Below are 19,059 nucleotides of genomic sequence, written 5' to 3'. Positions count from 1 at the left end.
AAAAAAACGAAACGACACCCACAACTCGCTCTTCGGTTTCCCCCCCCCCCCCCCCCCCCCCCCCCCCCCCCCCCCCCCCCCCCCCCCCCCCCCCCCCCCCCCCCGGCGGCGGTGTCCGGCGCGGGTGGGCCCGACGGGCCGGTGGCGGAGGGTGTCGAACGGCCGGGGCTCGTGGACGCCGTGTTCTTGGCGCCGCCCGCGTCACCCCGGTCGCCCTGGTGGTGCTCTGCGAGGGCATACCAGGTCACCCCGCCGACAACGAGCAGCGCCGCCACGACGGCCGTGATCACGGCGGTCGTGGGGCGCTTCCTCGGAGTCTGCGGCGGAGGCGTTCCCGGCTGCAGCGTTGTGGTCATCGGTGGTGGACCGGGATCACTTGCTGAAGGCCATCATCGTCTTGGTCTCCTTCTCCTCCGCGTCGTTCTGGGCGCTCACGCGTCCCGCCGCGACGACGAAGGTTCCGCCGGAGTAGACGTAGGCCGGGTCGTAGTAGTCGTCCTCGATCTCGGCGGTCGCCAGCGGGTGCTGCTGGACGATCTTCAGGGTGCCGCCGGTCGCGGGGAGCGTGGCGACGGCGCCGCCCTTGTCGTACATCGCCTTCATGTACAGCACGACCTCCGAACCCTCCATGCGCAGCGGGGTGATCGAGCGCTCGGCGGGGGCGGCGGCACGCCACTTCTGCTTGCCGGTGTTCAGGTCGAAGGCGACGACCGCGTTGGCCTGGCGGTACTCCGAGTCCGTCGCCATGTAGAAGGTGTTGGCGTCGGCGGCCACGCCGTGGCAGCCCTGGAGGTTGCGGCCGAAGATGACGAACGCGCCGCCGCCGCAGTCGGGGGCGTACTTGTCGTTGCCGCCCTGGATCTGCGAGCGGAGCTTGCCGTCCGCGGTGACGGCGAAGACGGACCACTTCTTCTCGTCGCGCTGCTGGGCGGAGACGACGAGCGGGTTCACCGAGTAGATCTTGTCGACCTCCCAGTTGGGCTGGAGCTTGAAGGTCCACTTCGGCTTGCCGGTCGCCGGGTCGACCTCGCTGATCTGCTCCTGCTTCTTGTCGACGTCGCTCGTGCGACAGCTGGCGGCCGCGATCAGCTTGGCGCCGCCCGCGAAGGCGTACGGCTGGCAGCTGCCGGCGGCCGGCTTGGTGAAGAGCTGCTTGCCGTCGGCGAGCGCGAAGCCCCAGGAGTTGTTGGTTCCGGCCGCCGTCACCGTGTTGCCGCTGATGGCGAGGGTGATGTCGGACAACGAGCTGAAGCCGGTGCCCTTGTCGAGCGACTTCTTCCAACCCGCCTTGCCGGTCTTCAGGTTGACCTGCTGGAGGACGGTGCAGTCGGCGCGGTCGCCCGCCTTGTCGTTGACGCCGATGACGGTGGTGCCGTCGGCGGCGGGCTCGGGGGCGGCGGCGCACACCTCGAAGGGCAGGTCGAGGTGCCACTTCGCGGCGCCGTCGGCGAGGCCGTAGCCGTCGATGCCCTTGTACATCGCCTTGGCGACGACATCGCCGACGACCCACGGCCCGAAGACGTCGGCGCCGTTGCGGGGCAGGTCGACACTGTTCTTGAGCAGCCAGTTGATCTTCGCCTCGCCGGGCTGGCGGCCGGCGTTGAGGTCGTCCTCGCCGTTACGGCCCTCGCCGTCGCCGCTGCCGTCGCCCTGGTCGACGGACTCGGACGGCTTCGGGGCGCCGCTGGTGGCGGTCGGCTTGGCGACGGGCTCGTCCTTGCCGTCACCGCTGAGGGCGAACCACGTGCCGCCGCCGATGACGAGCGCGGCGGCCACGGCCGCGGCGACGATGACGCCGGGCTTGCCCTTGAAGGGGTTCTTGCCGCCGGGCGCGGGGGGCTGGGTGGGGTACCCGCCGCCGTACGGACCCGGCTGCTGCTGACCGTACGGGCCGGGCTGCTGCTGACCGTACGGGCCGGGCTGCTGGGGATATCCGTAACCCGGCTGCGGCGGCTGGCCGTACGGGCCTGGCTGCTGCTGCGGGTAGCCGTAACCGGGCTGCGGGGCCTGGTGGTACGGGCCAGGCGCGGCGGGCGGCGGCGTCTGCGGGGCCTGGGGCGCCTGCGGCGGGACCGGCGGAGTCTGCGGCGGCATGGGCGGCATCGGCGGCGGGCCCGCGGCCGGGTTGTGAGCCGGAGCCTGGCCCGGGTTCTGACCCGGGTTCTGGTTCGGGTCCGGGTTCGGTGCGCCGAAGCCCGGCGGCTGGTTGCTGGGCGGCTGGGTCATCAGCGCGTTCCCCCTTGGTGTGAGCGGGTTTTCTTTCTACCACTCACGGGATGACGCAAAAACGACCGGTCCACCCCTTGTTCCCAAGGGAGGACCGGCCCGTGATGCCGCCGTTACGCGTTCTGCACGGCTTCTCTACGCGTCCTCGGCCAGTTCCAGCCAGCGCATCTCCAACTCCTCGCGCTCCCCGGCAAGTTCCCGCAGCTCAGCGTCCAGCTTCGCGACCTTCTCGAAATCGGTCGCGTTCTCGGCGATCTGGGCGTGCAACTTGGCCTCCTTCTCGGAAACCTTGTCCAGCTGCCGCTCGACCTTCTGCAGCTCCTTCTTCGCGGCGCGCGCGTCGGCCGCGGAGACGCCCGGCTTCGCCTGCGCGGCCGCGGCGGCCGGGGCAGGGACCGACGCCTCGATCATCTTCCGCCGCCGCTCCAGGTACTCGTCGATGCCGCGCGGCAGCATCCGCAGCGCCTGGTCGCCGAGCAGCGCGAACGTGCGGTCGGTGGTGCGCTCGAGGAAGAACCGGTCGTGGGAGATGACGACCATGGAGCCCGGCCAGCCGTCGAGGAGGTCCTCCAGCTGGGTCAGGGTCTCGATGTCCAGGTCGTTGGTGGGCTCGTCGAGGAAGAGGACGTTCGGCTCGTCCATCAGCAGGCGCAGCAGCTGGAGTCGGCGCCGCTCGCCACCGGAGAGGTCGCCGACCGGCGTCCACTGCTTCTCCTTGGAGAAGCCGAACTGCTCGCACAGCTGACCGGCGGTCATCTCCCGGCCCTTGCCGAGGTCGACCCGGTCGCGGATCTGCTGGACGGCCTCCAGGACCCGCAGCGTGCCGGGGAGTTCGGTGACGTCCTGGGAGAGGTAGGCGAGCCGTACGGTCTTGCCGACGACGATCTTCCCGTCGGCGGGCTGCTTCTCGCCCTGGCTGACGGCGGCCTCGGCCAGCGCCCGCAGGAGGGAGGTCTTGCCGGCGCCGTTGACGCCGACCAGGCCGATGCGGTCGCCGGGGCCGAGCTGCCAGGTGAGGTGCTTGAGCAGCGTCTTCGGGCCGGCGGTGACGGTGACGTTCTCCAGGTCGAAGACCGTCTTGCCGAGGCGGGCGTTGGCGAACTTCATCAGCTCGGAGGTGTCGCGCGGCGGCGGCACGTCGGCGATCAGCTCGTTGGCGGCCTCGATGCGGTAGCGGGGCTTGGAGGTACGGGCGGGGGCGCCGCGCCGCAGCCAGGCGAGCTCCTTGCGCATCAGGTTCTGCCGCTTGGTCTCCTCGGTCGCGGCGATGCGCTCGCGCTCGGCGCGGGCGAAGACGTAGTCGGAGTAGCCGCCCTCGTACTCGTGGACGTCACCGCGCTGCACGTCCCACATGCGGGTGCAGACCTGGTCGAGGAACCAGCGGTCGTGGGTGACGCAGACGAGCGCGGAGCGGCGCTCCTGGAGGTGCTTGGCGAGCCAGGCGATGCCCTCGACGTCGAGGTGGTTGGTGGGCTCGTCGAGGACGATCAGGTCCTGGTCCTCGATGAGGAGCTTCGCGAGCGCGATCCGGCGCCGCTCGCCACCGGAGAGCGGCCCGATGATCGTGTCGAGGCCCTTCTCGAAACCGGGCATGTCGAGCCCGCCGAAGAGCCCGGTGAGCACATCGCGGATCTTGGCGCTGCCGGCCCACTCGTGGTCGGCCATGACGCCGATGACCTCGTGCCGGATGGTGGCGGCCGGGTCGAGCGAGTCGTGCTGCGTGAGCACCCCGAGCCGCAGCCCGCCACTGTGCGTGACGCGGCCGGTGTCGGCCTCCTCCAGCTTGGCGAGCATCCGGATGAGGGTGGTCTTCCCGTCGCCGTTGCGGCCCACGACCCCGATCCGGTCCCCTTCGGAGACGCCGAGCGAGACACCGTCGAGCAGGGCACGGGTGCCGTACACCTTGCTGACAGCCTCGACATTGACCAGGTTGACGGCCACTTTGACTCCTGTACGGGGGAACGATCGACATCCAAGGGTAGACGGCCGGAGCGGTGGGCTACCGTGCGTGATCGTTCGCTGGCTCGCAGGAGCGCGGCGACGAGGACGAGGGCGGCGCGGCGCGGTACCTGACCACGGCTGCGCGCCCCCGATGCCGTAGCCGCCGGCAGCCCCTGACAGCAGCCCCTAACAGCAGCCCCTAACAGCGGGCGAGGGTGCCGCTTCCCCCGGTGGTCTTGTCGGCGAACACCCAGCCCTCGGTCTCCGTGCCGTCGATACGGGCGTAGATCCACTTGTTGCCATGGGCATTGGTGACGTAGCAGTGGTAGTAGATCTTCACGCCGTCCTTGACCGCGGTCACCCACCCGCACTCCGCGTACGGCCCGGTGTAGAGGTGGGAGTTCTGGGACAGGTATCCGTAGCCGTTGCTGCGGTTCGAGTGGGCCCAGCCGGTGCAGGCCGTCGACACTGGGGCGGGCTCCTTCGCCGTGGAGCTGGCTGTGGCCACCGGAGAGGTGGACGGGTCCGCGCCCGGCTCCTCACCGCCCTTGCTGGGCGTCGGGGTGGGACCCGGCTCCTTGTCCTCGTCCTTGTTCTTGTCCGTCCCCTCCGAGGGGGCGCTGGACTGCGTCTCGCCGGGGCCCATGGACGTCAGGTCCCCCGGGGAGGTCGCGCCGTCGGCCGCGCCGCCCGTGCCGGACATGTCGCCGTCGGCCGGGGTGCTCGCCGTGGGAAGCGCCCCGTTCGCCCCGCCGCCGCCCGTGTCTCCGCCCGTGTTCATCAGGGCGTAGGCGACGCCGCCTCCGGCGATCACGGTGGCGACCGCCGCCGCGACGATGGTGCGGGTGCGGCGCCGCCGCGCGCGGACGATCGCCGTACGGGTCTCGGAGCGGCTGCCGCGAGCGGCGGGTATGCCGGGCTGCATGCCTGGCTGCATGCCGTGCGGGCCGGCCGGCGGGTAGGCGGCGCCTGCGGGCTGCGGGATGGGCTGGAACGGCTCGGCGGCAGGGCCGAAGGCGGCGGGCGGGGTCACAGGGGTCGGGGCCGGGGTCGGCGTGAGGTTCGCCGTCGCGCCCGCGGCGACCGCCTCCAGCATCTCGCGCGCCCGGGCGGCGTCCGGCCGCTGCTGCGGATCCTTGGCCATCAGCGCCCGCAGCACGGGGGTGAGCGGTCCGGCGCGCCGGGGCTCCGGCAGCTCCTCGCCGACGATCGCCGCCAGCGTGGACCACACCGACGTACGGCGGAAGGGCGAAGCGCCTTCCACGGCCGCGTACAGCGTCATGCCGAGCGACCAGATGTCCGACGGGGAACCCGGTTCCTGGCCCTGCGCGCGCTCCGGCGGCAGATAGTCGAGGGAGCCGACGATCTGGCCGCTCTGGGTCAGCTTGGCCATGGCGTCGTCGCCGGAGGTCTCCATGCTGGCGATGCCGAAGTCGGTGAGCACGACACGGCCGCCGCGCTCGAGCAGCACGTTCCCCGGCTTGACGTCCCGGTGCAGGACCCCGGCCCGGTGCGCCGCGTCGAGCGCGTCCATCAGACTGGCGCCGATCGCGGCCGCCTCGCGCGGGTCCAGCGGGCCGCGCTCGGTCAGCACGTCGTCGAGGGAGGGCCCATCGACCAGCTCCATGACGATGACCGGCAGCCCCTGCTCCTCGACCACGTCGTGAACGGTGACCACACCGCTGTGCCGGATACGGGCGGCGGCCTGCGCCTCCCGCTGCATCCGGACCCGCAGATCGGCCAGCTCTGCCTTGGAGGCGTCGGTGTAGGCCCGCAGCACCTTGACGGCGACCTCGCGGTTCAGCAGCTGGTCCACCGCCCGGGCGACCACACCCATGCCTCCGCGCCCGATCGTCGCGGTCACGCGGTACCGCCCGCCCAGAACCTCGCCGACCAGCTCCGCGCCGTTCGCCCCCGTCACCTGTCACACCCCATCCGTCGCACAACGATTCATCCGAGGGGCACCAGAGTAGGGGTACGCATATGTGCGAGTGCGCACGGTCCACCCCTCGGCGCACAGGGGATCCCATGTGCGGGCCGGACCCCGACCGGACGCGGCACGTTTCCAACCGCCATTGCTGTCAACATATCTGACTTGAGGTCAGAAAATTCGTGCGTTCCGCCCACGGCCCGCCCGTTCGACCAGGAGCCACCCCGCCATCGCCATCGCCACCGCCGCCGGGGCAGTGATCTCGACCGCTATCAGCGTCGCCGAGTGGCCCTCCAGGAGGCCCCCGAAGCCGACCATGGACAGGCCCAGGACGCCGAAGAGCGCCAGGGTGATGCCCAGGGCCGCGACCGGGCTGCCCGTCGCGGAGGCCGGTGCGGGCGCGGCCGGGCGTTCGAAGCGGCGGAAGGCGGCGACGAGGAGCGCGGTGACGACGGCCGCGGCGGCGATACGGAGCGGGACCTGGGCCCACCAGGCGCCGGTCGCGGGCGCGGGCAGCGTCACGTCGAACGCGAGGAGCGTGCCGTACACGCCGAGCATCGCGGTCAGGTGCCACAGGAACGCGGTCATCGCGATCCCGTTGGCGGCGACGACCTTGTGCCAGACGCCGGCGCGGGCGACGAACCGGGCCCCCGGGCCCTTCAGCAGCTCGACCCCGCCGACCAGCCAGAGGCCGTGCGCGAGCAGGGCCAGCGTCGGCGGAGCCATGTTCGAGACCTTCTCACCGGGCATCCCGACCATGGAGAGCGGGTACGGCCCGAAGGCGACGAGCCCGGTGGCGGCGAGCAGCCCGGCGCCCGCGAGGACAGAGGGAAGGCGGATCATGCCGTCGGCGCGCAGGAAGCCGAGCTGATGGACCGCCAGCCAGACGAACGCGAAGTTCAGGAACTCGACGAAGGGCACGTCGAACGCGAACCGCAGCACGTCCATGGCGACCGCCCCGCCGGCGAGCACGCCGAACGCGCCCCATCCCCACCGCTCGTGCAGCTTCAGGAGCGGCGGCGTGAACGCCACCATCGCGAGGTAGATCCCGATGAACCACAGCGGCTGGGCGACGAGCCGCAGCGCGACCCCGGTCAGCCCACCGTCCGCCCCCAGGAGCTGGATCACCAGGGCGGCGGCCCCCCACACCCCCACGAACACCATCGTCGGCCGCAGCAGCCGCTGGAGCCTGGCCCGCAGGAACGCGGCGTACGCGGGGCGGGAGCGGTGGGCCAGGGCGTGCGAGAAGCCGCCCACGAAGAAGAACACCGGCATGACCTGGAGCGCCCAGGTGACGACCTGGAGCTCCGGTACGACGGCGAGCAGATTGCCCACCTGCCCGTCGGCCCCCACGGCCGCCATCAGCCAGTGTCCGAGCACCACGACCCCGAGGGAGGCGACCCGCAACAGGTCGACGTACCGGTCCCGCGTCGCGGGGGTGGCGGCGGCGAGCTCCCGAGCGCTGATTCCCACCCTGATTCTCATGGGGGGTACGGTCCCGCGGCCGCCCCGAACACCGTCAGCGCTCGGATACTCAATCGGCACCTGAGTACGGGCCGACTGGCCCCATGTCGTCGGCCACGCGGGCGATCTCCCGGCCATGCCTCCCGCCGACCGGGACTGACGCATCGTCATCTTTCGTCTGGTGCCGGGCACCCGGCGCCTCGTGCCCGCCCGCCCCCCCCCCCCGAGGAGAGGCCCCATGTCGCGACTCCCCCGCCTGGCCGCTGTCGCCACGGCCACCGCCGCGCTCACCGTGCTCGTGTCAGGCCCGACGTCGGCCGGAGAGCCGACCGTGTCGGACCCGCGCGTCGTCGCTCACTTCGACTTCGCCCTCGGGCAGACACCGGAGAACATCGCCCTCGAACCCGACGGCTCCGCGAACCTGACCCTGTCCTTCGCCCGCCAGGTCGTCCGCGTCACCAAGAACGGCGACACGACGATCCTGGCGACCCTGCCCGCCGTGGCGAACCCGAACACCCCCATCGTCGGCGCCGCGGTCACCACGGGCATCGCCCGCGCCCACGACGGCACCCTGTACGTCAACTTCGCCACCGGAAAGACCGAGACCGGCATCTGGCGCATCAAGCCCGACGGCAGCGCGCCCGAGCAGATCGCCCCGCTCCCTGCCGACAGCTTCCCCAACGGCCTCGCTCTCGACGAGGAATGCGGCACGCTCTACGCCGCCGACTCGGTACGCGGAACCGTGTGGAGCGTCCCGCAGGCAGGCGGCACACCCACGGCCTGGGCCACGGGAACCGAACTCCAGCCCCTCGCTCCCCCCGCCGGCTTCGGCGTCGGCGCCAACGGCATCAAGGTCCACAACGGCGCCGTGTGGGTATCCAACACCGACAGGCAGACCCTGCTGCGCATCCCTGTACAGCCCGACAAGTCCGCCAGTGCAATCGAGACCAGGGCGACCGGGCTGACCTGGATCGACGACTTCGCCTTCGCCGGGCACGACGACACGGTCCTCGCCGCGCTGATCGCGAGCAACGAGCTCGCCCTGGTACGCCCCGACGGCACCCACAAGGTCGTCCTCACGGCGCAGGACGGCCTGTCCAACCCGACCTCCGTCGCGGTGGACGGCAAGACCGTCTACGTACCGAGCGCGTCCTACTTCGAGACCGTGAAGGACCCGAACCTGCTCCTCGCCCGCCTCAACAAGGGCAAGGACTAACCGAGGACCGTCGCGCCCGGCGCCGGGGACGTGGCCGCACGGGCCGTGCGGCAGGTGCCGGAGGCGATCAGGGCGGCCGCGACCGCATCTGCCGACTCCGCGTCCTTCACCAGGAACGCCGTCGTCGGGCCCGAGCCCGAGACCAGGGCGGCCAGCGCGCCGGCCGCCGTACCCGCCTCCAGGGTGGCGGTCAGGGCCGGACGCAGGGAGACGGCGGCCGGCTGGAGGTCGTTGGCAAGGGCTCCGGCCAGGCCGGTCGCGTCGCCGGTGCGCAGGGCCTCCAGGAGGTCCGGTGAGGCGACCGGCTCGGGGACGGTGACGCCCTCGGTGAGCCGGTCGAACTCGCCGTACACCGCCGGGGTCGAAAGTCCGCCGTCGGCGACCGCGAACACCCAGTGGAAGGTGCCGCCCACCGGAAGCTCCGTCAGCCGCTCGCCACGCCCGACGCCGAGCGCCGCGCCGCCGACCAGGCTGAACGGCACGTCGCTGCCGAGCTCCGCGCAGATCTCCAGGAGTTCGGCGCGCGAGGAGTTCAGGCCCCAGAGCGCGTCGCACGCGAGCAGCGCGCCCGCGCCGTCGGCGCTGCCGCCCGCCATGCCGCCGGCGACCGGGATGTCCTTGGCGATGTGGAGGAGGACGTCCGGGGAGATCCCGTGCCGGGCGGCGAGCAGCTCCGCGGCGCGCGCGGCCAGGTTGGTGCGGTCGAGGGGGACCTTGTCGGCGTCGGGGCCCTCGCAGGTGATGGTCAGGTGGGTGGCGGGCGTCGCCGTCACCTCGTCGTACAGGGAGACGGCGAGGAAGACGTTCGCCAGGTCGTGAAACCCGTCGGCCCGCGCCCCACCGACCGCAAGCTGCACGTTCACCTTGGCGGGCACCCGCACGGTGACACTCCGCGCAGCACCCGCGTGCGCACCTCGGCCCGTACCCGCGCCCCGCTCCGTCCCCGTACCGCTCACGCCTTCGCCTCCGCGATCCTCGCGAACTCCTCCACCGTCAGGGCCTCGCCCCGGGCCTGGGGCGAGATGCCCGCCTTCACCAGGGCCTCCTCCGCCGCCGCGGGTGAGCCCGCCCAGCCGGCGAGGGCGGCGCGCAGGGTCTTGCGGCGCTGGGCGAAGGCCGCGTCGACGACCGCGAACACCTCCGCCTTCGAGGCGGTCGTCGCGACCGGCTCCGTACGGCGGACCAGCGACACCAGACCCGAGTCGACGTTCGGCGCCGGCCAGAAGACGTTGCGGCCGATCGCGCCCGCCCGCTTCACCTCGGCGTACCAGTTCGCCTTCACCGACGGCACGCCGTACACCTTGTTGCCGGGCTTGGCCGCCAGCCGGTCCGCGACCTCCGCCTGGACCATGACGAGCGTCCGCTCGATCGTCGGGAAGCGGTCCAGCATGTGGAGAAGCACCGGGACCGCCACGTTGTACGGGAGGTTCGCGACCAGCGCCGTGGGCGGCGGGCCCGGCAGCTCCTGGACGTCCATCGCATCGGAGTGGACCAGCGCGAACCGGTCCTTCTTCGCCGGCAGACGGGCCGCGATGGTCGCCGGCAGCGCGCCCGCGAGGACGTCGTCGATCTCGACGGCCGTCACCCGGTCCGCCGCCTCGAGCAGCGCCAGGGTCAGCGAGCCGAGCCCGGGGCCCACCTCCACGACCACGTCGTCGGGGCGCACCCCGGCCGTGCGGACGATCCGCCTGACCGTGTTGGCGTCGATGACGAAGTTCTGGCCCTTCTGCTTCGTGGGGCGCACGCCAAGGGCTGCTGCCAGTTCACGGATGTCGGCGGGGCCGAGGAGGGCGTCGGGGCCTTCGGGGCCGGTGGTGGTGCTCACCGGTACAGCCTACGGCTCACCGGTACAGCCTTCGGCCGCAGTGCGGCCACGGGCTCGCGCCGCGCTGCACGAAGAGCTTCTTCGCCCGGTACGTCTGCTCCGAGGCGGACGCGTTCTGGGCGACCCCGCTGCCGCCGAGCGAGCGCCAGGTGCCGGGGTCGAACTGGTAGAGCCCGCCGTACGTCCCCGAGGGGTCGACCGCGTTCGGCCGGCCGCCGGACTCGCAGGCGGCGAGCGCGCCCCAGTCGAGTCCGTCCGCGCCCCCCACGGACAAGGGCAGCGGCTTGGTCCCGACCTTCACCTTCTGGGTGACCGGCTCCCGGACGACCTCCTCGCCGGTCTTCCTCGGCTTCTGCCGGACGCCGTTGACGGTCCGCAGGCTGTACGTGACGCGGCGCACGCCCTGGACGCCCTGCCGTTCGACGACCTCCGTGCCCGCGAACAGCCCGGGGTCGCGGGTCCGCTCGACGGCGAACGGGATCGGCTCCTCGCGGATCTCCTGGGTGCCGGTGATCCTCATGACCGTGATCGTCTGGCCGTCGCGCGGGAAGGAGCCCGGCGGTACGGAGGTGGTGTCCTGGCCGGAGAGGGTGATCCCGGCCTCCGCGACGGCCTCGCGGACGGTGGCGGCGTTGGTGCGCAGGGTCCGCTCGCGGCCGTCGGCGAGGAGGGTGACGGTCCGTTCGGTGCGGACGTCGAGGGCGAGGCCGCGGCGGGAGATGGGGGCCGTGCGGGAGACGGAGAGGTACGCGCCCTCGGCCCGTACGCCGAGCTGGCGCAGGGCGCCGTCGACGGTGCGGGCCGTCGTCCACACCTGGCGGCGCTGCCCGTCGAGGGTGAGGGCGACGGGCCGGCCGTAGCGGACGACGACCTCGTCGCCGCTGGCCAGGTCCGCGCCGGGGGCCGGGGCGACGATGTCGTGGGAGCCGACGGCCAGGCCCTCGTCCGCGAGCAGCTCCCCGACGTCGTCGGCGAAGGTGTGCAGGGTGCGCGGGACGCCGTCGACGGAGAGCAGGATCGCCTTGTCGCTGGCGACGAAGGCGCTCGTGCCGCCGGCCAGGAAGGCGACGACGAGGGCCTGCGGGACGATGCGCCGCAGTCCCTGACCGGCACCGGTCCTGGCCTTGCGGCGGCGGGCGGCCCGCCGGGCCTCGGCGCGGGAGCCCTGGGGCGGGAGGAGTACCGCCTCCTGGGTCGGCTGGTCGTGCACGGCCACGGGCGCTGAGCGCCGCGGGGAGCGGTGACTGCCCTGGGAAGTGCTCACGAGGCCCGGACCCTAGCCCCGGGCGCGATCACTCTCCCAAACGACCCGACCACTACACGTAACCGTTATTGATCAGTGATCTCAGTAGTCGAAGGCGTCGGCCGTGTTCACGGCGATCGCCTCGCAGAGCTCCTCCTCCGTGATCCCGCGCACGGCGGCCATCGCACGGACGGTGACCGGGATGAGGTACGGCGCGTTCGGCCGTCCGCGGTACGGCGCCGGGGTCAGGAACGGGGCGTCCGTCTCGACCAGGACGAGCTCCAGCGGGGCGACGGCGAGGGCGTCGCGCAGCGGCTGCGCGTTCTTGAAGGTCACGTTGCCGGCGAAGGACATGTAGTAGCCCTTCGCGGCGCAGATCGCGGCCATCTCCGCGTCGCCGGAGTAGCAGTGGAAGACGGTCCGCTCGGGCGCGCCCTCCTCGTCGAGGACCCGCAGGACGTCGGCGTGGGCCTCGCGGTCGTGGATCACGAGCGCCTTGCCGTGGCGCTTGGCGATCTCGATGTGGGCGCGGAAGGAACGTTCCTGGGCGGCCATGCCCTCCGGGCCCGTACGGAAGTAGTCGAGCCCGGTCTCGCCGACGGCGCGGACGTACGGCAGGGCGGCGAGGCGGTCGATCTCGGCGAGCGCGTCGTCCAGGGCCGCGTCCCCGCCCGCCTCACGGGCGCCCTGCCGGGACCATCCGTCGGGGTCGCCGAGCACGATCCTCGGGGCCTCGTTGGGATGCAGGGCGACGGCGGCGTGCACGTGCTCGTGGGCGGCGGCCGTCTCGGCGGCCCACTGGGAGCCCTTGATGTCGCAGCCGACCTGGACGACGGTGGTGACCCCGACGGCGGCGGCCTTGGTGAGGGCCTCCTCGACGGTGCCGGACTGCATGTCCAGGTGCGTGTGGGAATCCGCCACCGGGAGGGGGAGCGGTTCGGGCAGCGGCGGCGGGGCGTCCTTCGAACTCATGGCCCCGATCGTACGAGGGCCATGAGTTCACTCGCGCGGCATGCCTACTTGCGGTGGAACAGGTCCGACAGACGCCGACGGTGGTGGGGCTCCTCGATGTGGACGGGACCGGGGACGTCCCCCGTCGGGGGCGGTGGGGCCGGGGCGGCCTCCCGGGCCGGGGGGCGCTCCTCGCGCTCCTCCCGCTGCACCCGCTCCAGGTCCTGCCCGATCGGCCCCGCCAGGCCGATCGGTCCGGCCGGGATCACGGGCCTGCGCGGCGTCCCGGGCACGTTCCGGTGATGGGCCTGTTCCCATGAGTCCAGGACCGAGGAAACCTGACCCGCGCGCATGATGCGGACGACGTGTCCGCCACAGTTCATGCAGGTCGGACTGGACAGCGGCGAGGGAACCCGCTCACCACCGGCCTTGTAGACGATGAATTCCTGGCCGGCGGCGTCGACGTGGTGCTCGATGTCGTACGCCTGCTCCCAGCCGTACCCGCAACGCATGCAGGCGAAGGCGTACGCCTCATGGGCGACGGGTATGCCGGTGCCGGTGATCTCACTCATGCCAGCTCCTCTCCACCGATCCAGTGGACCCACCGATCCAGTGGACGCCTTTTCGGGCCGGAGCGCATCAGCGCCGGTCGAACAATGGAATGGCCTTGGGCCTTCCCTTGCTCTCAGGCCCTCAGGGGGCCCGCCGCGCGGTTTTCGCTTTGCTTTTCACGATAGCTCTTTACCCTTTCCGGGGCCCGACACAGCCTTTCCGGGGCCCGACGCGGCCGCGTTCTTTGCCGCGACGACGGCATCGAACACCTCACGCTTGGGAAGGCCCGCCTCGGCGGCGACCGCGGCGATGGCCTCCTTGCGCCGCTCCCCCGCCTCCTCGCGCACCTGCACCCTGCGCACCAGCTCCTCGGCGTCGAGCTCGGCGGGCGCGGCCTCGGGGGCGCCCTCGACGACGACGGTGATCTCGCCCCGTACGCCTTCCTTCGCCCACTCCGCGAGCTCGCCGAGGCCGCCGCGCTTGACCTCCTCGTACGTCTTGGTCAGCTCGCGGCAGACGGCGGCGCGGCGCTCGGCGCCGAAGACCTCGGCCATCGCGGCGAGGGTGTCGTCGAGGCGGTGCGGGGCCTCGAAGTAGACGAGGGTGCGGCGCTCGTCGGCGACCTCGCGGAGCCGTCCGAGGCGCTCCCCCGCCTTCCTCGGCAGGAAGCCCTCGAAGCAGAAGCGGTCCACGGGCAGCCCGGACAGGGCGAGCGCGGTCAGCACGGCGGAGGGGCCGGGGACGGCGGTGACCTTGATGTCGTGCTCGACGGCGGCGGCGACGAGGCGGTAGCCGGGGTCGGAGACGGACGGCATGCCGGCGTCGGTGACCAGCAGCACCCGCGCGCCGCCGACGAGCGCCTCGACCAGTTCGGGCGTACGGGCGGACTCGTTGCCCTCGAAGTAGGAGACGACCCGGCCCGAGGTGTGCACGCCGAGGGCCCGGGTGAGGCCGCGCAGCCGCCGGGTGTCCTCCGCGGCGACGATGTCGGCGGTCTCCAGCTCGGCCGCGAGCCGCGGCGGGGCGTCTCCGATGTCCCCGATGGGCGTCCCTGCAAGTACCAGCGTTCCTGTCACATAGGTCATCCTCGCAGCCCGGACAGGCGACTCGCACAGATGCGTTCCCTACGATGGCGCGGTGACCAGTACCGCACCCGAGACCCTGCAGGGTCAGCGCGCCGTGGAAGAGCCCCCGTCGTGGCAGCAGCGTCTGCGGCGCTTCGGCTACACGCCCCCCGCTTCGGGGGCCTCCGGACCGGGGCTGCGGGAACGTCTCGTACCGCCGTACACGCGGCCATCGGAGCGGCTCTGGTCGCTGCTGGGGATCTCACGGGGCGCGGCGGATCGGGTGTGGCGGCTGGCCGCCTGGGGCGGTCCGCTGCTTGTCGCGCTGCTCGCCGGGCTGCTGCGGTTCTGGAACCTCGGCAAGCCGCACGCGGTGATATTCGACGAGACGTACTACGCCAAGGACGCCTGGGCGCTGATCAACCAGGGGTACGAGGGGGCGTGGCCGAAGGACATCGACAAAACGATCCTGAGCAACCCTGACTCGGTCCTGATCCCGACGGATCCGGGCTATGTCGTCCATCCGCCGATGGGCAAGTGGGTCATCGGTCTCGGTGAGAAGATCATCGGCTTCGAGCCGCTGGGCTGGCGCTTCATGGTGGCGCTGCTCGGCACGCTGTCCGTGCTGATGCTCTGCCGGATCGGGCGGCGGCTGTTCCGCTCCACGTTCCTGGGCTGTCTGGCGGGTCTGCTGCTCGCGGTGGACGGCCTGCACTTCGTGATGAGCCGGACGGCGCTGCTCGACCAGGTCCTGATGTTCTTCGTGCTGGCCGCGTTCGGGTGTGTGCTGATCGACCGGGACTGGGCGAGGCGCAGGCTGGCGGGGGCCCTGGAGGAGGACGAGGAGGGGGTCCTGCGGCCGGACTCCTGGGCCGCGGAGACGGTGCGGCTGGGCTGGCGGCCGTGGCGGCTGGCGGCGGGGGTGTCGCTGGGGCTCGCGGCGGCGACGAAGTGGAACGGCCTGTACGTGATGGTCGCCTTCGGGCTCCTGACGGTGCTGTGGGACGTGGGCGCCCGGCGCACGGCCGGCGCGGTCCGCCCGTACGTCGCGGTGATCAAGCGCGACCTGCTCCCGGCGTTCGTCTCGGTCGTACCGGTCGCCATCGTCACGTACCTGGCCACGTGGACGGGCTGGATCGTCACGGACAAGGGGTACTTCCGCAACTGGGCGGCCGAGCAGGACAAGATCGACGGCGGCGGCCTCTGGTCGTGGCTGCCGGACTGGCTGCGCAGCCTGTGGCACTACGAGAGCGAGGTCTACACGTTCCACGTGGGCCTGAACTCGCCGCACACGTACGAGTCGAACCCCTGGAGCTGGATCGTCCTCGGCCGCCCCGTCTCGTACTTCTACGAGTCCCCGGCACCGGGCACGGCGGGCTGCCCCTCGACCGCGACGGAGAAGTGCGCCCAGGAGGTCCTGGCCCTCGGCACGCCGCTGCTGTGGTGGGCGGCCTGCTTCGCCATCCTGTACATCCTGTGGCGCTGGTTCTTCCGCCGGGACTGGCGCGCGGGCGCGATCGCGTGCGGAATCGCGGCGGGCTGGCTGCCGTGGTTCCTCTACCAGGAACGCACCATCTTCCTCTTCTACGCGGTGGTCTTCGTGCCGTTCCTGTGCCTTGCGGTGACGATGATGATCGGCGCGATGATCGGCCCCGCGGGCTCCTCGGAAAGGCGCCGGACGTTCGGGGCGGTGGGGGCGGGAGTTCTCGTTCTTCTGATCGTGTGGAACTTCATCTATTTCTGGCCGATCTACACGGGCACGGCGATTCCGATGGACCAGTGGCGGAACCGGATGTGGCTCGACACCTGGGTGTGACGCTGGTTGACTGAGCGAACTTCTGGGGCTTCTGGGGAGGGGAACCACAGAGATGCGTAGTGGAACGAAAGTCGCGATCGTCGGCGGGGTCTTCGTCGTCGTGGCGGGCGGAGTCGCCTACGGGGGCTACAACCTCGTCCAGGGGATCAATGGCAGCTCCGGCGTGAGCAGCCGCTCTGGTGCGGAGGAGAAACTGTCCGGGCCGGTCACCGAGGACGAGGTCACGAAGACGGCCACGGACTTCCTGGCCGCGTGGGCGGCGGGCGAGCCCGAGAAGGCCGCCCAGCTGACCAACAACCCCGTCGAGGCCGGGCCGGTCGTGGCCAACTACGGCGAGGGCGCGAAGGTCTCCAAGGCCGAGATCACCCCGGGCAAGGCCATCGGCGCCAAGGTGCCGTTCACGGTGAAGGCGACGGTGACGTACGAGGGGCAGTCGAAGCCCTGGACGTACGACTCCGAACTGACCGTGGTGCGCGGCCTGTCCACCGGGCGGCCGCTCGTCGACTGGAAGCCCGCCGTCATCCACCCGAAGCTGACCAAGGACGGGACCCTGCGCACCGGCGCGGCGAAGACCGGCGCGATCAAGGCCGTCGACCGCAAGGGCGTCGAGCTGACGGCGGAGAAGTACCCCTCGCTCGGGCCCATCCTGGAGCAGCTGCGCGCGAAGTACGGGGCGAAGGCCGGCGGGGAGCCGGGCATCGAGACCTGGATCGAGTCCGGTACGGAGGGCGCGCCGAGCACCACGCTCGTGACCCATGTGAAGGGCAGACCCGGGCGGCTGGAGACGACCATCGACGCGACTGCGCAGGCCGCCGCCGAGCGGGCGGTGAAGCAGTACGGCCAGGCGTCGGTGGTGGCGGTCAAGCCGTCCACCGGCGAGGTACGGGCGGTCGCCAACAGCCCGGCGGCAGGCTTCAACGCGGCGTTCGAGGGCCGGCAGGCGCCGGGCTCGACGCTGAAGATCGTCACGGCGGCGCTGCTCCTGGAGAAGGGGCTCGTGACGGCGAACGGGCCCGCCCCGTGCCCGCCGGCGGTCCGGTACTACACCCGTACGTTCAACAACCTCGAGAACTTCTCTCTCGGCACCGTCCCCTTCAAGCGGAGCTTCGCCAGGTCCTGCAACACGGCCTTCATCAAGCTGATCGACGAGGTGAACGACGACTCCGCGCTCGGCAAGGAGGCCCGGGACGTCTTCGGGATCGGCCTCGACTGGAAGACGGGCATCCAGTCCGTCGACGGGTCGATCCCCGAGGAGACGCAGGGCGCGGCGGCGGAGCAGTACATCGGGCAGGGCACGGTGCAGATGAACGCGCTCAACATCGCCTCGATCACCGCCACCGCGAAGACCGGCACCTTCAAGCAGCCGTTCCTGGTGTCCAAGGAGCTGGACGGGCGGACCTTCGCCGAGGCCTCGCGCTCCCTGCCGGACTCGGTGTCGAGCCAGTTGCGCGCCATGATGCGGGCGGCGGCGACCGGGGAGGGCACCGGCGCGAGGGCGATGGCCTCGGTCGGCGGGGAGAAGGGCGCGAAGACGGGCTCGGCGGAGGTCGACGGTCAGGCCACCTCCAACAGCTGGTTCACGGGCTACTCCGACGATCTGGCGGCGGCGGCCGTCGTCACGTCCGGCGGACACGGCGGGGACACAGCGGGGGAGATCGTGGCGAGCGTGCTGAAGACGGGTTGAGGTGGGGGGAGGAGTCGGGCTGAGGAGTCGGGTTGAGGCGGCGCGTTGAGGCGGATCAACGCCTCGCGTGGCCCGTACACGTACCGCTAGCGTGCGGGCCATGACCGAATCGCTCGCCCACCCCCGGTTCGCCGCAGCTCTCCACGAGCTGGGCCTCGACGTCGAGATCCGCCGCTTGGCCGACGCCAAGGCCGTACGGGAGACGATCGCGTACGCACTGCACCCCAAGTCCCTGATCGCCCACGCGGGCGGGGCGCTGGTGGACGTGCGCGAGCGGATCGCGTGACGCCGCTCGTCGTGGCGGCGGTCCTGCTGGCCGCCGTGACGCACGCGAGTTGGAACGCGATCGCCCACACCATCCGCGACCAGCTGCTCTCCTTCACCCTGATCTCCGGCGGCGGGGCGGCGATCGGCGCGGTCCTCGTCTGCTTCGTACCGGTGCCGACCGCCGGGGCGTGGCCGTACCTGGTCGCCTCGGCCGCCCTGCACATCGGCTACTACGCCCTGCTCATGCGGTCGTTCACGCTCGGCGACTTCGGCCAGATGTACCCGATCGCACGCGGTACGGCCCCGTTGGCGGTGACCGTCCTCGCGGCGGTCTTCGTCGAGGAGATCCCGGACGGCCTCCAGCTCCTGGGAGTCGCCGTGGCCTGCGCGGGGCTGACGGGCCTCGCGCTCTGGGGACTTCGCGGGGCGGGCCGCCGCCCCGACTGGCCCGCCCTGCTGGCGGCGGGCGGTACGGGCCTGGCCATCGCCGCGTACACGGTCGTCGACGGCGTGGGCGCACGGGCCTCCGGCACCCCGCTCGGCTACATCGCGTGGCTGATGATCCTGCAGGGCCTGGTGATCCCCGCGTACACCTTCTGCCGGCGCCGCTCCCGGCTCCTGCCCGAACTCCGTCCGTACGCCACCCGCGGGCTGCTCGGGGCCGCGCTGTCGGTCTCCGCGTACGGCCTGGTCCTGTGGGCCCAGACGGAGGCTCCCCTGGCGCTGGTCGCGGCCCTGCGGGAGTCCTCGATCATCGTGGGGGCGGCGATCGGGGCGCTGTTCTTCAAGGAGCGCTTCGGGGGGCCGAGGATGGCGGCGGCGGGGCTGATGGTCGTGGGCATCGGGCTGATGCTGACCACGACGTGACGAGTCCGCGTGC

The 19,059-nt window shown here is 72.0% G+C and carries 15 protein-coding genes; 5 read left to right on the top strand and 10 right to left on the bottom strand.

The window, feature by feature from the left end; genetic code table 11:
* Positions 1 to 372: 372 nt before the first annotated feature.
* The 4 genes from ACZ4VI_RS17690 to ACZ4VI_RS17675 all read right to left on the bottom strand — a co-directional run bounded on the left by ACZ4VI_RS17690 (position 373) and on the right by ACZ4VI_RS17675 (position 7,570).
* Positions 373 to 2,226 (bottom strand): outer membrane protein assembly factor BamB family protein, encoded by a 1,854-nt coding sequence (locus tag ACZ4VI_RS17690; RefSeq protein WP_468000114.1) that lies wholly within the window; start codon positions 2,224 to 2,226, stop codon positions 373 to 375.
* 135 nt (positions 2,227 to 2,361) lie between these two features.
* Positions 2,362 to 4,167, bottom strand: a complete 1,806-nt coding sequence (locus ACZ4VI_RS17685; RefSeq protein WP_468000113.1) for an ABC-F family ATP-binding cassette domain-containing protein — start codon at positions 4,165 to 4,167, stop codon at positions 2,362 to 2,364.
* A 199-nt stretch (positions 4,168 to 4,366) separates the two neighbouring features.
* On the bottom strand, positions 4,367 to 6,004 hold the full coding sequence (locus ACZ4VI_RS17680) for a serine/threonine-protein kinase (protein ID WP_468000317.1): 1,638 nt from the start codon (positions 6,002 to 6,004) through the stop codon (positions 4,367 to 4,369).
* A 264-nt stretch (positions 6,005 to 6,268) separates the two neighbouring features.
* A complete protein-coding gene (locus tag ACZ4VI_RS17675) occupies positions 6,269 to 7,570 on the bottom strand; it encodes an acyltransferase family protein (protein WP_468000315.1) in 1,302 nt (433 codons plus the stop codon).
* 229 nt (positions 7,571 to 7,799) lie between these two features.
* On the opposite strand from ACZ4VI_RS17675, the gene ACZ4VI_RS17670 reads away from it, so the two are divergent.
* Positions 7,800 to 8,777, top strand: coding sequence for an SMP-30/gluconolactonase/LRE family protein (locus ACZ4VI_RS17670; RefSeq protein WP_468000112.1), 978 nt, complete (start codon positions 7,800 to 7,802; stop codon positions 8,775 to 8,777).
* Here ACZ4VI_RS17670 and ACZ4VI_RS17665 read toward each other — a convergent pair.
* The 6 genes from ACZ4VI_RS17665 to rsmI form a co-directional block, all read right to left on the bottom strand.
* Complete coding sequence (locus tag ACZ4VI_RS17665) at positions 8,774 to 9,733, bottom strand: 4-(cytidine 5'-diphospho)-2-C-methyl-D-erythritol kinase (protein WP_468000111.1); 960 nt, start codon at positions 9,731 to 9,733, stop codon at positions 8,774 to 8,776. The genes ACZ4VI_RS17670 and ACZ4VI_RS17665 overlap by 4 nt on opposite strands.
* Positions 9,730 to 10,602, bottom strand: a complete 873-nt coding sequence (gene rsmA, locus ACZ4VI_RS17660; RefSeq protein ID WP_468000110.1) for a 16S rRNA (adenine(1518)-N(6)/adenine(1519)-N(6))-dimethyltransferase RsmA — start codon at positions 10,600 to 10,602, stop codon at positions 9,730 to 9,732. The genes ACZ4VI_RS17665 and rsmA overlap by 4 nt, the downstream gene beginning before the upstream one ends.
* A 16-nt stretch (positions 10,603 to 10,618) precedes the next feature.
* Positions 10,619 to 11,866, bottom strand: a complete 1,248-nt coding sequence (locus ACZ4VI_RS17655) for a ubiquitin-like domain-containing protein (protein ID WP_468000109.1) — start codon at positions 11,864 to 11,866, stop codon at positions 10,619 to 10,621.
* 81 nt (positions 11,867 to 11,947) lie between these two features.
* A complete protein-coding gene (locus ACZ4VI_RS17650) occupies positions 11,948 to 12,817 on the bottom strand; it encodes a TatD family hydrolase (RefSeq protein ID WP_468000108.1) in 870 nt (289 codons plus the stop codon).
* Between the two features lie 44 nt (positions 12,818 to 12,861).
* The gene (locus tag ACZ4VI_RS17645) at positions 12,862 to 13,368 is read right to left on the bottom strand and encodes a hypothetical protein (protein ID WP_468000107.1); all 507 of its coding nucleotides are present in this window, start codon (positions 13,366 to 13,368) and stop codon (positions 12,862 to 12,864) included.
* 156 nt (positions 13,369 to 13,524) lie between these two features.
* The gene (rsmI, locus tag ACZ4VI_RS17640; RefSeq protein WP_468000106.1) at positions 13,525 to 14,433 is read right to left on the bottom strand and encodes a 16S rRNA (cytidine(1402)-2'-O)-methyltransferase; all 909 of its coding nucleotides are present in this window, start codon (positions 14,431 to 14,433) and stop codon (positions 13,525 to 13,527) included.
* Between the two features lie 52 nt (positions 14,434 to 14,485).
* Between rsmI and ACZ4VI_RS17635 the strand changes: the two genes are divergently transcribed.
* From ACZ4VI_RS17635 to ACZ4VI_RS17620, 4 genes are all read left to right on the top strand, one after another.
* Entirely contained in the window at positions 14,486 to 16,228 is a 1,743-nt protein-coding gene (locus tag ACZ4VI_RS17635) for a dolichyl-phosphate-mannose--protein mannosyltransferase (protein WP_468000105.1), read from the top strand.
* A 52-nt stretch (positions 16,229 to 16,280) separates the two neighbouring features.
* On the top strand, positions 16,281 to 17,912 hold the full coding sequence (locus ACZ4VI_RS17630; protein WP_468000104.1) for a penicillin-binding transpeptidase domain-containing protein: 1,632 nt from the start codon (positions 16,281 to 16,283) through the stop codon (positions 17,910 to 17,912).
* Positions 17,913 to 18,012: 100 nt separating this feature from the next.
* Positions 18,013 to 18,198: a hypothetical protein gene (locus tag ACZ4VI_RS17625; protein WP_468000103.1), complete on the top strand. Its 186-nt coding sequence runs from the start codon at positions 18,013 to 18,015 to the stop codon at positions 18,196 to 18,198.
* Positions 18,195 to 19,046 (top strand): EamA family transporter, encoded by an 852-nt coding sequence (locus ACZ4VI_RS17620; RefSeq protein ID WP_468000102.1) that lies wholly within the window; start codon positions 18,195 to 18,197, stop codon positions 19,044 to 19,046. Before ACZ4VI_RS17625 ends, ACZ4VI_RS17620 begins: the two co-directional genes overlap by 4 nt.
* Positions 19,047 to 19,059: the final 13 nt, after the last annotated feature.

It is taken from the genome of Streptomyces sp. NPDC029169, from assembly GCF_055563935.1.
Note: the sequence above shows the minus strand (reverse complement) of the source record. Positions and strands in the feature narration are given on the sequence as shown.

Excerpts from the sequence above, each read along its gene's own strand:
- ACZ4VI_RS17645 (WP_468000107.1), bottom strand. The coding sequence starts at position 13,368 with ATGAGTGAGATCACCGGCACCGGCATACCCGTCGCCCATGAGGCGTAC.
- rsmI (WP_468000106.1), bottom strand. The coding sequence starts at position 14,433 with ATGACCTATGTGACAGGAACGCTGGTACTTGCAGGGACGCCCATCGGG.
- ACZ4VI_RS17650 (WP_468000108.1), bottom strand. The coding sequence starts at position 12,817 with ATGAGTTCGAAGGACGCCCCGCCGCCGCTGCCCGAACCGCTCCCCCTC.
- ACZ4VI_RS17670 (WP_468000112.1), top strand. The coding sequence starts at position 7,800 with ATGTCGCGACTCCCCCGCCTGGCCGCTGTCGCCACGGCCACCGCCGCG.
- ACZ4VI_RS17625 (WP_468000103.1), top strand. The coding sequence starts at position 18,013 with ATGACCGAATCGCTCGCCCACCCCCGGTTCGCCGCAGCTCTCCACGAG.
- ACZ4VI_RS17690 (WP_468000114.1), bottom strand. The coding sequence starts at position 2,226 with ATGACCCAGCCGCCCAGCAACCAGCCGCCGGGCTTCGGCGCACCGAAC.
- ACZ4VI_RS17630 (WP_468000104.1), top strand. The coding sequence starts at position 16,281 with ATGCGTAGTGGAACGAAAGTCGCGATCGTCGGCGGGGTCTTCGTCGTC.
- ACZ4VI_RS17680 (WP_468000317.1), bottom strand. The coding sequence starts at position 6,004 with ATGGGTGTGGTCGCCCGGGCGGTGGACCAGCTGCTGAACCGCGAGGTC.